Origin of the sequence: Polynucleobacter sp. 86C-FISCH (assembly GCF_018882415.1) — a bacterium.
Classification (GTDB): Bacteria; Pseudomonadota; Gammaproteobacteria; order Burkholderiales; family Burkholderiaceae; genus Polynucleobacter.
Map to the genome: position 1 here is coordinate 1,501,587 of NZ_JACVOL010000001.1, position 12,506 is coordinate 1,514,092.

Annotated in this window: 16 protein-coding genes; 7 read left to right on the forward strand and 9 right to left on the reverse strand. The window is 45.3% G+C overall.

The genetic code is table 11. The features are described from left to right. Window positions 1–9: 9 nt before the first annotated feature. On the reverse strand, window positions 10–1,179 hold the full coding sequence (locus tag ICN10_RS07610; RefSeq protein WP_068321707.1) for an acyl-CoA dehydrogenase family protein: 1,170 nt from the start codon (window positions 1,177–1,179) through the stop codon (window positions 10–12). A gap of 202 nt (window positions 1,180–1,381) precedes the next feature. Here ICN10_RS07610 and ICN10_RS07615 point away from each other — a divergent pair, with 202 nt between their 5' ends. From ICN10_RS07615 to ICN10_RS07630, 4 genes are all read left to right on the forward strand, one after another. Next, on the forward strand, window positions 1,382–1,885 hold the full coding sequence (locus ICN10_RS07615; protein WP_216214296.1) for a YqaA family protein: 504 nt from the start codon (window positions 1,382–1,384) through the stop codon (window positions 1,883–1,885). A 73-nt stretch (window positions 1,886–1,958) separates the two neighbouring features. After that, window positions 1,959–2,735 carry a 3-hydroxybutyrate dehydrogenase gene (locus ICN10_RS07620; protein ID WP_068321670.1) on the forward strand — a complete coding sequence of 259 codons (777 nt, stop codon included), beginning with the start codon at window positions 1,959–1,961 and terminating at the stop codon, window positions 2,733–2,735. A gap of 185 nt (window positions 2,736–2,920) precedes the next feature. Further along, window positions 2,921–3,502 (forward strand): superoxide dismutase [Fe], encoded by a 582-nt coding sequence (sodB, locus tag ICN10_RS07625; protein WP_068321667.1) that lies wholly within the window; start codon window positions 2,921–2,923, stop codon window positions 3,500–3,502. A 23-nt stretch (window positions 3,503–3,525) separates the two neighbouring features. Then, a complete protein-coding gene (locus ICN10_RS07630) occupies window positions 3,526–4,119 on the forward strand; it encodes a urate hydroxylase PuuD (protein ID WP_216214306.1) in 594 nt (197 codons plus the stop codon). Between the two features lie 65 nt (window positions 4,120–4,184). Here ICN10_RS07630 and ICN10_RS07635 read toward each other — a convergent pair whose 3' ends face one another. The 3 genes from ICN10_RS07635 to ICN10_RS07645 form a co-directional block, all read right to left on the reverse strand. Continuing rightward, entirely contained in the window at window positions 4,185–5,354 is a 1,170-nt protein-coding gene (locus ICN10_RS07635; protein ID WP_216214308.1) for an NAD(P)/FAD-dependent oxidoreductase, read from the reverse strand. A 56-nt stretch (window positions 5,355–5,410) separates the two neighbouring features. Then, window positions 5,411–5,578 carry a rubredoxin gene (locus tag ICN10_RS07640; RefSeq protein WP_068321654.1) on the reverse strand — a complete coding sequence of 56 codons (168 nt, stop codon included), beginning with the start codon at window positions 5,576–5,578 and terminating at the stop codon, window positions 5,411–5,413. Between the two features lie 61 nt (window positions 5,579–5,639). Beyond that, on the reverse strand, window positions 5,640–6,125 hold the full coding sequence (locus ICN10_RS07645; protein WP_216214309.1) for a rubrerythrin family protein: 486 nt from the start codon (window positions 6,123–6,125) through the stop codon (window positions 5,640–5,642). 145 nt (window positions 6,126–6,270) lie between these two features. Between ICN10_RS07645 and ICN10_RS07650 the strand changes: the two genes are divergently transcribed. Together ICN10_RS07650 and ICN10_RS07655 are read left to right on the forward strand one after the other, a co-directional pair. Beyond that, on the forward strand, window positions 6,271–7,176 hold the full coding sequence (locus ICN10_RS07650; RefSeq protein ID WP_216214311.1) for a hydrogen peroxide-inducible genes activator: 906 nt from the start codon (window positions 6,271–6,273) through the stop codon (window positions 7,174–7,176). An 82-nt stretch (window positions 7,177–7,258) separates the two neighbouring features. Further along, on the forward strand, window positions 7,259–8,359 hold the full coding sequence (locus ICN10_RS07655) for an alkene reductase (RefSeq protein WP_216214312.1): 1,101 nt from the start codon (window positions 7,259–7,261) through the stop codon (window positions 8,357–8,359). Between the two features lie 56 nt (window positions 8,360–8,415). On the opposite strand, the gene ICN10_RS07660 is transcribed toward ICN10_RS07655, so the two are convergent. The 5 genes from ICN10_RS07660 to ICN10_RS07680 form a co-directional block, all read right to left on the reverse strand. Beyond that, a complete protein-coding gene (locus tag ICN10_RS07660) occupies window positions 8,416–8,592 on the reverse strand; it encodes a hypothetical protein (RefSeq protein ID WP_161484699.1) in 177 nt (58 codons plus the stop codon). Between the two features lie 23 nt (window positions 8,593–8,615). Beyond that, window positions 8,616–9,182, reverse strand: a complete 567-nt coding sequence (locus tag ICN10_RS07665) for a cytochrome b (RefSeq protein WP_216214314.1) — start codon at window positions 9,180–9,182, stop codon at window positions 8,616–8,618. Between the two features lie 67 nt (window positions 9,183–9,249). After that, the gene (locus ICN10_RS07670) at window positions 9,250–9,441 is read right to left on the reverse strand and encodes a hypothetical protein (protein WP_216214317.1); all 192 of its coding nucleotides are present in this window, start codon (window positions 9,439–9,441) and stop codon (window positions 9,250–9,252) included. 23 nt (window positions 9,442–9,464) lie between these two features. Continuing rightward, on the reverse strand, window positions 9,465–10,112 hold the full coding sequence (locus tag ICN10_RS07675) for a hypothetical protein (RefSeq protein WP_216861072.1): 648 nt from the start codon (window positions 10,110–10,112) through the stop codon (window positions 9,465–9,467). Between the two features lie 153 nt (window positions 10,113–10,265). Further along, window positions 10,266–11,411 carry an L-lactate dehydrogenase gene (locus ICN10_RS07680; RefSeq protein ID WP_216214319.1) on the reverse strand — a complete coding sequence of 382 codons (1,146 nt, stop codon included), beginning with the start codon at window positions 11,409–11,411 and terminating at the stop codon, window positions 10,266–10,268. 148 nt (window positions 11,412–11,559) lie between these two features. Here ICN10_RS07680 and ICN10_RS07685 point away from each other — a divergent pair, with 148 nt between their 5' ends. After that, window positions 11,560–12,462, forward strand: a complete 903-nt coding sequence (locus ICN10_RS07685) for a DMT family transporter (RefSeq protein ID WP_216214321.1) — start codon at window positions 11,560–11,562, stop codon at window positions 12,460–12,462. The last annotated feature ends 44 nt before the right edge of the window (window positions 12,463–12,506 follow it).

The window sequence follows — 12,506 nt, forward strand, 5'->3', positions numbered from 1 at the left end:
GGTTACTTTTTAGAAAGATCTTGGTAGGCCAAGAACATGTTCAGCAATATAGGAATAAATCAAATTGGTTGAAATTGGCGCCACTTGATAGAGACGAGTTTCTCTAAACTTACGTTCAACATCATATTCATTAGCAAAACCAAAACCACCATGGGTTTGTAAGCACACGTTCGCAGCCTCCCAAGATGCTTTAGCTGCAAGGTACTTAGCCATATTGGCTTCAGGGCCGCAAGGTTGGTGATTATCAAATAGCTCGCAGGCTTTAAAGCGCATAAGATTGGCTGCCTCAGTTTCAATATAGCTATCTGCGATCGGAAATTGAATGCCTTGGTTTTTACCGATAGGTCGATCAAATACAACTCGGTCATTGGCGTAACGACGTGCGCGATCAATAAACCAGTAAGCATCACCTATGCATTCAGCAGCAATTAATACGCGTTCTGCATTTAATCCATCCAGAATGTATTTAAAGCCCTGACCTTCGGTGCCAATGAGGTTTTCAGCAGGAATTTCTAAGTTGTCAAAAAATACTTCATTGGTTTCATGATTGACCATATTGGCAATTGGCCGAACCTCCATACCTTTGCCAATAGCATCAGCAAGATTCACGATAAAGATCGACATACCTTCTGATTTACGCTGCACTTCACTGATGGGGGTAGTGCGAGCCAGCAGGATCATCAGATCAGAGTGTTGAATGCGGGAGATCCAAACCTTTTGGCCATTCACCACATACTTATCACCTTTTTTAACTGCAGTGGTTTTTAATTTAGTTGTATCGGTCCCCGTTGTCGGCTCAGTCACAGCCATGCTTTGCAAGCGCAACTCGCCTGATGCAATTTTAGGAAGATACATTTTTTTCTGGGCTTCTGAGCCGTGACGCAACAAGGTACCCATGTTGTACATCTGCCCGTGGCATGAGCCTGAATTACCGCCAGAAAAATTAATCTCTTCCATGATGACGGATGCTTCGGCGAGGCCTAAGCCTGATCCACCGTATTCCTCTGGGATGAGGGCAGCCAACCAACCGGCCTTGGTCATTGCATCTACAAAAGCTTCTGGATAGCCTCTTTCGTGATCAATTTTTTGCCAGTAAGCGGAGTCAAAAGAGCCGCAGAGGTCGCGTAATGCTTCGCGCATTTCTTGATATTGGTCTGGCTTTGGAATGGGGTAACTCATGGAAGTCTCAATTTATAAGTTTTATGGTTTAACTGCCTATACAGACGATAGTTTAAGCAAGATTTAGAAATCTTGGATCCTGACCAAAACAAGGCAAAATAGGCTCTATGAGAGCAAATGAAGGCGCCATAATTGCCAACAACCTATGCCATTGGATTAAGTCCATTTGTTTGCGTGCCCATGTCATAGGGGCTTGGTCTTAATGGAGCATATGTTCGAGCATTTCTTTGCCTGGTTTGGGATGCCTTCCGTTGGGTTACCAGCGGTATTTATCAGTGCATTCATTTCCGCCACATTAATACCAGCAGGTTCCGAGCCTATCTTGTTTGGCTACATCACTCTAAACCCTCACTTATTTTGGCTTGCGATTATGGTTGCCACAGTAGGTAATACATTGGGCGGAATGGTGGATTGGTGGCTTGGAGTAGTTGCTCGCAATAGCTTTAAAGCAATGGATGAGCCTAGCAATAGTCGTCTTAAGCGTTGGCTAGAGGGCTGGGGTCCCAAGCTGTTGTTGCTCTCTTGGCTTCCTGGTCTTGGTGACCCCTTATGTTTGGCAGCGGGATGGTTAAAGCTTCCCTGGCAGCCATGCTTGATTTATATGTTTATAGGCAAGCTATTGCGCTTCATTCTATTTACTTGGCTCCTCACTCTGGTTCCAGATAGCTTTTGGCATCAGCTGGGCAGATGGCTACATCTGATCTAAGCCCCAGATCCTGTAACATCAAGTTTTTGGGTAAATTCAACAGCCCTTTAGTTAACTTGATACGGTAAAAGAAATGTCTACATTAAAAGGTAAAACTGCCCTGGTTACTGGCTCTACTAGCGGTATTGGCTTAGGGATGGCTATTGCATTAGCAAAGCAAGGCGTCAATATCATGGTTAATGGTTTTGGTGAGAAAGATGAAGCCATCGCCAAAATCAAAGCATGTGGAGTAGAAGTTGATTATCACGGTGCCGATATGAGTAAGCCCGCTGAAATTGAAGACCTCATCAAGCAGACAGAAAAGCGTTTTGGCTCACTGGATATTTTGGTTAATAACGCCGGCATTCAATACACCGCAAATATTGAAGAGTTTCCGACTGATAAGTGGGACGCTATCATCGCCATTAATTTGAGCTCTGCATTTCATACGACGCATCATGCGTTACCTGGAATGAAGAAGCGTAATTGGGGTCGCATTATCAATATCGCATCCGTACATGGTTTAGTAGCCTCTACTCAGAAGGCTGCTTACGTAGCTGCAAAGCACGGCATTATTGGTCTTACTAAGGTTACCGCTCTAGAAAATGCCCGCACCGGTATTACCTGCAATGCAATTTGTCCAGGTTGGGTTTTGACCCCGCTAGTACAGAAACAGGTGGATGCGCGCGCAGAGCGTGAAGGCATTTCTAATGAAGCTGCGAAAACTGCCCTGGTATCTGAAAAGCAGCCATCCGGTGAGTTTGTTACTCCAGAGCAATTGGCTGCCTTGGCAGTATTTCTGTGCGGGCCTGACGCTTCTGAGGTGCGTGGAGTGGCTTGGAATATGGACGGTGGTTGGACGGCGCAATAAGCTGCAGAACCTCTGGTCTTATTGGATGCCGGCGAGCCTATTGCCGGCATTTCTTTTTTAACCAGGCCTTAAGTTATCAGGGCTCGCGGAATTTGTTTGCCCCTCAAACAAAAAAGCCAGAATAGTCTATAGTTATTCAAAAATAACCTATATTTTTGCTCTTAATGTAATTAAAAGGAATACAAATGGAACATACCTTACCTCAGTTGCCGTACGCTCTTGATGCTTTAGCGCCCTATATTTCTAAGGAAACTTTGGAGTTTCACTACGGTAAGCATCATCAGACATATGTCACTAATTTGAATAACCTAATTAAGGGCACTGAGTTTGAGAACTCTACCCTTGAAGAGATTGTTAAAAAGTCATCAGGTGGTATTTTTAATAATGCAGCCCAAGTTTGGAATCACACTTTTTATTGGTTTGGTATGAAGCCAAATGGCGGTGGAGCTCCTACTGGTGCATTGGCCGATGCCATTAATGCTAAGTGGGGATCATTTGATAAATTCAAAGAAGAATTCACCAAATGCGCAGTAGGAACTTTCGGATCTGGTTGGGCATGGTTGGTTAAGAAGGCGGATGGCAGTCTCGATCTAGTTTCCACTAGCAATGCAGCAACTCCGCTTACTACTGATGCTAAAGCTCTGCTGACATGCGACGTTTGGGAGCATGCCTACTATATCGATACTCGCAATGCGCGTCCAAAGTATCTGGAAAATTTTTGGAATCTGGTGAATTGGGATTTTGCTAGCCAGAATTTCGCTAAATAATATTTCAATCTCTGGAAACCCTCATGACCTCTATCTTAACTTCGCTGGGACGTACTGTTCTTGCAGGCTTTGTTCTTCTTGTCTTAATCATCTTTGCTTTGGGCGGAAACTTTAGTTCTGCTGAGCTCCCGTTTGTATTCCGCTGGTTGCACGTGATGTTTGGCGTGATGTGGATTGGTTTACTCTGGTATTTCAACTTTGTGCAAATTCCTTCAATGCCAAAGATTCCAGATGAGCAAAAACCAGCGATTGGTAAAGTGATTGCTCCAACTGCATTGTTCTGGTTCCGTTACGCAGCTTTGTTTACTGTAGTAACAGGTTTGATCGTTGCTGGCTTAAGTGGCTACTTGCACCAAGCTTTCACATTGCAAGCGCCGTTCCGTGCAATCGGTTTAGGTATGTGGATTGCTTTAGTCATGGCCTTTAATGTTTGGTTCATTATTTGGCCAAATCAGAAGCGTGCCCTTGGCATCGTAGCTGTTGAAGCCGATGTAAAGGCAAAGTCTGCTCGCGTTGCGATGCTGACATCCCGTTTGAATACAGTTTTATCTATCCCGATGTTGTTCTTGATGGTTGCACAATCACACAACACAACTTGGTTCGTGATTGTTTCTTAATCGCCACTAGCTGCATAAAGAAAAGGCCCGCAATGCGGGCCTTTTTGTTGCTGTATCGGTATTTCTTACGCTAGTATGGCTGGCAGTTCTTTGGTGAGGGCGCCACGTTGTGCTGTGGCCGCACCCATTAATGCAAAGCCCAACAACTTACCATCTGCAGATTCAAAGCGGGCCTCTAGACCACCTTCTACTGGGGTGGTAGTCCACTTACCTTCAGCACCCTTTGCTGGTGGAGAAACTATGGTGGGTAAAGCAGGGGTCTTTACCATCACTGGCATTGCAGGGTAGGTGAGTGGTGTGGCTTGACCCAATAAGGTTGGCGCCAATGCTCGTGCTGCTTGCATGATGGGCATGACGTATGGCAAAACCAAACCATCCACCTCTGCGCAATCTCCTATTGCAAAGATATTTTTGATATTGGTTTCTAGTTCACGATTGACCTGAATGCCGGTCCCAACGTTGATGCCAGTTGCTTTGGCTAATTCAATTCTCGGTTTTAAACCTACGGCAGACAAAAATACATCGCAATTTATCGTGCTGCCATTTTCCAAGGACACCTGTAGGCTATCTCCTTTGCGGTCAATGGCATTTACAGTTGTAGCAAGATGCCAACGTACTCCGGCTGCACTTAGCTTTCCTTGTAACTCAAGCGCCGCTGCTTCCGGCAATAGGCGGCCTAAGGCCTGAGGAGCTAAATCAATAACGTCTACCTCGTATCCACCCAGCACAAGATCATTGGCAAATTCACAACCAATCAGGCCCGCACCCAGTATGGCAACTTTCTTTTTGCCTTCGATAGCAGTGCGAAAACGGGCATAGTCCTCAAGATCATTAACGGTGAAGACTTCGTTGGCAGCGCTACCTTGTAATGGCAAGCGAATTTGATCCGCTCCTAATGCCATAACCAGCTTTCCATAAGGAAGATCGCCCTTGCTGGTTTTAATTGTTTGAGTATTAGAGTCAATCCCGCTGACATCACATTCACCTAAGATCGTCATCTCTAATTGTGTTGCCATACCATCGGCTGCAGTAGAGACGAGTTGCATTGCTTCTTTCTTGCTGGCAAGTGCAGTAGAGAGCATTGGCTTTGAATAAAAATAACCAGGCTCTCTTGTTATTAAAGTGATGGGTGCTACTTTATCCAGTTTACGAATTTCTCGTACAACAGTGTAGCCAGCCAATCCGCTGCCAATGATGACAATCGCGGAACCGGATTGAGGGGTAGTTTGATCCAAAGCTGAGCTCTCCAAAATGACGAAAAATAAACAGAGTTAATTGTGATGAATGGGTATTAGCTTACTTGAACCATCTCAAAGTCGGCTTTTGCAACGCCGCAGTCAGGGCATTCCCAGTCTTCGGGTACATCAGCCCAGAGCGTTCCAGCTGGAATACCATCCTCAGGGATTCCTTTTGCTTCATCATAAATATAGCCGCATACGATACATTGGTAAGTTTTCATGCTGGTTCCTTAAATAATTCATTCATTTTAAATTTAATTGCTATTTATTTCTGAGCTACTCTTATTGAGCAGCAAAAACCTTTGCTTTTTCTAAAGCCTGTTTGTAATGGTTTGCATGGCGCTCTTCAACATTAGCTAATGCAGCGAAGCGTTTTGCTGCTTTTGCCAATACCGCCTGAAACTGCTCTGCATGCTCTTTTGATTCAGCGATTTGCTCATCAATCTCTTGAATTACAGCTGCATTACCTTCTTCTACAGCCGTTTTCCGGAACGAAGGATACATTTCTGTGTATTCATAAGTTTCACCTTCAATTGCAATCTCTAAGGCGCGTGCTGGTGTGATTGTATTGGCAGGGTAGAGTAAGTCTAGGTGACCAAATGCATGCATTACCTCTTGCTCGGCAGTTGCTTCAAATATTTTGGCTGTCTCTTCGTCGCCCGCCGCGCGAGCTAACTTGGCAAAGTAGCGATATTTAATATGCGCCATAGATTCGCCAGCAAAGGCGGACTCTAAGTTGTGAATGGTTTTGATCTCTGGACGTGCCATTTTGATTCCTTTTCATTAAGTGCGATTTGTTGAGTCTTATTTGCTGCTTTCTCAACCATGGATGTAGTGTGCGCTTAATTTATTTATCAGTCCAGTAAATCATTATGATAGTATTTATCTAATAAATCGATAACAAGGGGTATGTATGGCTTATTCACCATCTTTGAGGCAATTGGGTTATTTCGTTGCTTTGGCTAAAGAGCTCAATTTCACCAGAGCTGCGCAAGCTTGTTTTGTCGGGCAGTCGACATTAAGCGCTGGCTTAAAGGAGTTGGAAGATGCGCTAGGGATCCATTTAGTGGAACGTGATCGCCAAAATGTTTCGATTACCCCGATTGGCTTAGAGGTGCTTGAGCGCGCAAAACTCATTTTGGCTGCTTCTGAAGATTTGGTGGAGTATGCGGGCGCAACAGGTAAGCCAATGACCGCCACAATTCGTTTGGGAGTTATACCAACTATCGCTCCATTCTTATTGCCCGTAGTTTTGCCTGAAGTCCGTACGCGATTTCCGGATCTCAAAATTACTCTGAGGGAAGATCTCACAGCAAATCTACTTTCAAGACTTGCAGAGCACAAGTTGGACTTTGCTTTGATTGCATTGCCATATGACGTCAGTGGGCTACTTGTACAAGAATTGTTTGATGATCACTTTTGGTTGGTTGCAAAAGAGGGTGATCCTGCTTTAAAAGGTAAAGAGGTAACCTTGCCGGCCAAGATGGCTGAGCGACTCCTATTGTTAGAGGAGGGGCATTGCTTGCGAGAGCATAGTTTGCAAGCTTGCAGGCGAACCGATATCCGTAAGGCTGAAGGCTTGGAGGCAACGAGTTTGCTAACCCTATTACAGATGGTCGAGTCAGGTCTTGGGATCGCCTTGCTTCCTGGCATGGCGGTCAAGAGCAGTTTATTGAATAACTCTCAATTAGTGGCGAAGGAGTTGGCATCGCCTGCACCTAAGAGGGTGATTGCTTTGGTTGCGCGATCATCGACGGCACATACCCAAGAATTTAATGCGCTGGCTAATTGCATTCGTGAACAATTTGGGCGCACCTAATTAAGCATATTCATTGCTCAGCAGAAATTACCAATCCTTGTTACAGTCCATCATCTAATTTATTACTACAAAAAGGCAGCAAATGTCAGGCAAAGAAATCATGTTCACACCGGTTAGTCTCGGTTCAATTCAATTAAAAAACCGTCTAGTCATGGCTCCGCTTACTAGAATGCGTGCGGTGGCTGGTGATGTGCCAAACCCATTAGCAAAAACGTATTACGCACAGCGTGCTAGCGCTGGATTAATTATTACTGAGGCAACTCAAATTTCTCCATTGGGCAAAGGCTATCCCGCCACACCCGGAATTTATTCAGCAGAACAGACTGCTGCATGGAAAGAGATCGTTGAGGCTGTTCACGCGAAGGGCGGATCAATCGTTGCGCAGTTATGGCATGTAGGCCGCATCTCCCATTCTTCTTTGCATCCAGAGCAGGGTGCACCTGAGGCGCCTTCAGCTATTGCTGCATCAGGTCAAACTTATGGCGCTGATTGGAAGCTGCATGACTATGAAGTACCAACTGCGATGAGTGTGGAAGATATCGCTCGTTTACTCAAAGAGTTTGAGGCAGCAGCTCAAAATGCAAAGGCTGCAGGCTTTGATGGCATTGAAATTCATTCTGCTAATGGCTACTTACTAGATCAATTCTTGCAAGATAAAACCAATCAACGCTCCGATGAATATGGTGGCTCTATTGAGAACCGCCTGCGTTTATTGGGTCAAGTCATCGAGGCAGTCTGCAAAGTATTCCCAAGCGATAAGGTTGGTGTACGCCTTTCGCCTTACGGCACTTTTAACGATATGGGTGATAGTGATCCAGTTGCCTTGTTTACTGCTGCGATTGCAAAGCTCAACACGTATAACCTGTCCTATGTACATATGATTGAGCCTCGCTCAACTAGTGCAGGAGGTGGTGATCAAGTGAATGAAGATGCGCCCATTACATCTGAAATGTTCCGTGCAGCTTATAAAGGAAAATTTATCACTGCTGGTGGATATGACCAAGCTATGGGTGAGAAGGTTCTAGAGGATGGCTTAGCAGATGCAGTAGCTTATGGCCGTATATATATTGCTAATCCAGATTTGGCGGAAAGATTCCAGAAAGGCGCTACTTTAAATCCTTATAACCGCGCTACTTTTTATGGTGGCGGTGAAGCCGGCTACACCGATTACCCAACTCTTTAATATAAGCCCCAGACTTTGGGGTGCATCTCAATAATCCCACCCCCACATAGGTGGGATTATTTTTTGTCTTCAGGATCTTTTAGAAGATCGTAGTGATTCGCTACAAGCAATAAGGCAATGGACGCGCAGCCCATCGCAAAGAATTGCCACTGGTGCAACATGGCGGTTCCAATGACGGTCATTAAGATTGTCCAGCCGACAGCCATCTTGGCTTTTTTAGAGAGTGGCTTCATTTAATCATTACCCCAGCTTTAGTTTATGCATTTACTTTGTTCAACATACGACGAAGTGTATCGTCCTTAATTACGTAATGTTGCCATAGTCCAGCGATAGCATGAATGCCAATCAAAATATAGAGTGAATTTCCTAAAAACTCATGAATCCCTTCAGCTAATTTTTTCATCTCAGGATTTGGGGTAACTAGCTGAGGCCATACCAAACCAAAGAAGTGGATTTCTTTGCCGCCATACTGAAAATACAGAATGCCGAAGATAGGGGATATCAAGAGAAGTGCATAGAGCAGCCAATGCATTGCCTTAGCCAGTGAAACAATTACAGGTTTTGGGTTTGTGGGTTGTGGAACGCCATAAATGAGGCGGATCGTTAAGCGAGCAGCCATGGCCAAAAAAATGAGCTGTCCAATAACGCCGTGCACTGATTTGCAAAGTTCGCGCGGTTCGCTTCCCTTGGGGAATTGCCCTTTAAGTTCAATCACGATAAAGGCGGCCACAACGAGGATGAAAACAAACCAATGAAAGAATATGGAGGCTGGATGGTATTTGGTGCGAGTCATGGGGATGCCGTTATTAGGTTGATTCATCATAAATGATAATGAATCTCATTAACATTGGCAATACCAGGGGTAATTTACCCCCAAAAGCGCCTAAACCTCAGTTATTGAGCCGAACTCTGGCGCTAAGTTCATTCGTAGTGCCGCGTTTATCTAGCTGAGAGAGTCTAAGGGCCTCTACTTCAAAGTCTAACTGTCCGGGGTGAAAGTCCTCGTCATTCTGAAGATGAATGACGTAGGTCCAAACCAACTCGCGACCACGGTTTTTAAAAACATCCACTACACGTTTCATCTGGACCGCCTTTATGGTGAAGCTTATTTAATACCGACTGATGGCTGGGCTTTTTCCATCTGCTGAGTTAGATTATTTTTAAGTGCTACTAAATTTTTGGCTTCAATTCGAATTACGCCACCCCTTGGGCTATCAATGTCAGCAATCAAAAAGAATGACACTGAAACAACAAAAGGGAAGATCATGAAGAGGGCCGTATTCTTCTGAAAATTACGCGCACCAAATCCCACTAATAAATTTGCACAAACCGCTATGGCAGCCATTAGCGCCCAGGCGGTGTAGGGAATGCGATTCCACCAAGCGGCCTGAACATAACCTTGAGAATTTAAGACGTCGTTCATACCGGAGGCGACTAGCGCAATTGCAGGAGTGTCTTTAGTGCGAACAACAGGAAGGATTTCGTTCCAGAGAGCCATTTGCAGTTGATCTGTTTTGCTACGAATTTCCTGAATCTTTTCTGGACTCTGTTTGGAGTAAAACAGAATGCGTTGATCGATGTATTGGATCAATAGATCTTTAGTGGCGGCTGAGGCCTTAGGGGGAAGAAGGTCTGCCCGCAAGTACTCAGTTCCAATGGCGTTTGCTTCGCCTTCCTCAAAAATTTCCCGCTGGTCATGGCGATCGATAGCCATTGAGAAAGTAAAACCAATGATGAGGGCCAGCAAAGTCAATGTGGCCGTCTGAATGATGCCTAGATCTTCAGAGGTTTCGGTGTCTTTGGTGCGATAGCGACTAAGCGCTGTATGCCCAAACCATACAGCGAAAGCGAATACTACAAGCGATACGCCAAAGACAGCAAGAGGGTAGTTGAGAAGGTGAAAAATTTAAAAGGTTCCTGGATACAAAATATCTTTAGTCACATTCTGAATGTCACGATGACCTGTAAATGCCATGGTGATATCGAGTTCATTGTGAATAATCTCTAAACACTTAGTTACGCCTGCTTCACCCATCGCGCCCAAGCCATACAAGAATGGGCGACCGATCATTGTGCCGCGTGCACCCAAGGCCCAAGCTTTTAGAACATCTTGACCAGAGCGTATGCCGCCATCCATCCAGACTTCAATATCTTTGCCTACGGCATCAACAATTCCCGGCAATGCTTTGATGCTAGAAATTGCGCCATCGAGTTGACGGCCACCATGGTTAGAAACAATCAATGCATCTGCCCCGGAGTTTGCGGCTAAGCGTGCATCATCTTCATCAAGGATGCCTTTGATGATGAGCTTTCCACCCCAGAGTTTTTTAATCCATTCAACATCACCCCAGTTGAGCCCTGGGTCAAACTGCTCTGCAGTCCAAGAGGAGAGTGAAGACATATTGCCAACACCGGTGGCGTGACCAACAATGTTGCGGAATGTTCTACGCGGCGTCATTGCCATTCCCATGCACCAGCGTGGCTTAGTCGCCATATTGATCATATTGGCAATGGTGAGCTTAGGTGGAGCAGAGAGGCCATTCTTTAAGTCTTTATGGCGTTGACCTAAGATTTGTAAATCTAGAGTGAGGACAAGTGCCGAACATTTCGCTGCCTTAGCGCGCTCAATGAGGCGCTCAATAAAGCCACGATCCTTCATCACATAAAGCTGAAACCAAAATGGCTTGGTAGTGCGTTCAGCCACATCCTCAATTGAACAGATACTCATCGTAGACAGGCAAAATGGCACGCCAAATTTCTCAGCAGCTTTAGCGGCCAAGATTTCACCATCAGCATGCTGCATTCCAGTGAGGCCAGTAGGTGCGAGTGCAACCGGCATGGCAACTTCTTGACCAACCATGGTTGTCTTAGTCGTGCGGTTAGTCATATTGACCGCTACACGTTGGCGCAATTTAATTTTTTGGAAGTCAGACTCATTGGCGCGATATGTGGACTCTGTCCATGATCCAGAGTCTGCATAGTCGTAGAACATCTTGGGGGTGCGTTTTTGGTGGAGGACCCGCAAGTCTTCTATGTTGGTAATGATTGCCACAATAAATCCTTCTGTTTGATGCTATTTTGTTAGAGCAAAAGCTTAATTTAAGCTCTATCTTAGCAATACCGGGGGATTTGTTTCTACAATGCTAGGGTATCCCTTGTTTGGGGACGCTAAATAACCGTTCCCGCTCATAAATCTCCCTATGCCCCAGCTTAATCTCGCAACTATTACCTACTTATTATTGGCTACTGCTTTATGGGCTGGTAATGCCATTGCTGGCCGCGTATTGGTAGGGAGTATTTCTCCAATTACCTTAAGCGCAGTTCGTTGGGGGTTGGCTGCTTTGCTTCTGCTTCCATTGGGTTGGCGTGTCTTCATGCCTGGAAGTGCTTTATGGCAAAACAAAAAACGCTTTTTACTCTTGGGTTTATTTGGGGTGGGGAGCTATAACGTGCTCCTGTACCTGGCACTGCAAACTTCTACCGCCATCAATGTCACCTTAATTGGCGCCAGCATGCCGATCTGGATGTTATTTATTGGCGCAGTGTTTTATCAAGTAAAGCCGAGCATCCTGCAAATGATTGGCGCAGTAGTGAGTTTGCTTGGCGTTGGCATTGTATTAACACGCGGTGATTTAGCAACGCTGTTGTCTATGGAAATGGTGATCGGCGATCTTTTAATTATGCTGGCCACTATCTTGTGGGCTTTTTATAGCTGGATGCTAAGTCGCCCTGGATCGAGTTCTGAGCGCCAATGGCCATGGGCTGAATTTTTAATGGCTCAAGTGACTGTCGGTCTTTTATGGACAGGATTTTTTGATGGTTTTGAAATTGCCGCTGGTCATGCTTACATCGACTTAAATTGGTGGATGGCATCTTTAATTTTGTTTGTTGCTATTGGCCCATCTCTCATTGCTTATCGTTGCTGGGGTTTGGGCGTCAATGGAGCTGGACCTACGGTTGCTGCTTTTTTTGCGAACTTCATCCCCTTGTTTACGGCGCTATTGTCGGCCGCCATGCTGGGTGAGCCACCGCAACTATTTCATGGTTTGGCGTTTGCATTAATCGTTGCCGGGATTGCCATTTCCTCCAAAACTGGAAAGTAGCAGGCCGAAAACGGGCAAAAAAAGGCCTTTTAAACAGGGTTTTA

Bases quoted from the DNA above. Each gene is read 5' to 3' on its own strand.
- ICN10_RS07610 (WP_068321707.1), bottom strand. From the start codon at position 1,179: ATGAGTTACCCCATTCCAAAGCCAGACCAATATCAAGAAATGCGCGAA.
- ICN10_RS07615 (WP_216214296.1), top strand. From the start codon at position 1,382: ATGGAGCATATGTTCGAGCATTTCTTTGCCTGGTTTGGGATGCCTTCC.
- ICN10_RS07620 (WP_068321670.1), top strand. From the start codon at position 1,959: ATGTCTACATTAAAAGGTAAAACTGCCCTGGTTACTGGCTCTACTAGC.
- sodB (WP_068321667.1), top strand. From the start codon at position 2,921: ATGGAACATACCTTACCTCAGTTGCCGTACGCTCTTGATGCTTTAGCG.
- ICN10_RS07630 (WP_216214306.1), top strand. From the start codon at position 3,526: ATGACCTCTATCTTAACTTCGCTGGGACGTACTGTTCTTGCAGGCTTT.
- ICN10_RS07640 (WP_068321654.1), bottom strand. From the start codon at position 5,578: ATGAAAACTTACCAATGTATCGTATGCGGCTATATTTATGATGAAGCA.
- ICN10_RS07645 (WP_216214309.1), bottom strand. From the start codon at position 6,125: ATGGCACGTCCAGAGATCAAAACCATTCACAACTTAGAGTCCGCCTTT.
- ICN10_RS07650 (WP_216214311.1), top strand. From the start codon at position 6,271: ATGGCTTATTCACCATCTTTGAGGCAATTGGGTTATTTCGTTGCTTTG.
- ICN10_RS07655 (WP_216214312.1), top strand. From the start codon at position 7,259: ATGTCAGGCAAAGAAATCATGTTCACACCGGTTAGTCTCGGTTCAATT.
- ICN10_RS07660 (WP_161484699.1), bottom strand. From the start codon at position 8,592: ATGAAGCCACTCTCTAAAAAAGCCAAGATGGCTGTCGGCTGGACAATC.
- ICN10_RS07665 (WP_216214314.1), bottom strand. From the start codon at position 9,182: ATGATGAATCAACCTAATAACGGCATCCCCATGACTCGCACCAAATAC.
- ICN10_RS07670 (WP_216214317.1), bottom strand. From the start codon at position 9,441: ATGAAACGTGTAGTGGATGTTTTTAAAAACCGTGGTCGCGAGTTGGTT.
- ICN10_RS07685 (WP_216214321.1), top strand. From the start codon at position 11,560: ATGCCCCAGCTTAATCTCGCAACTATTACCTACTTATTATTGGCTACT.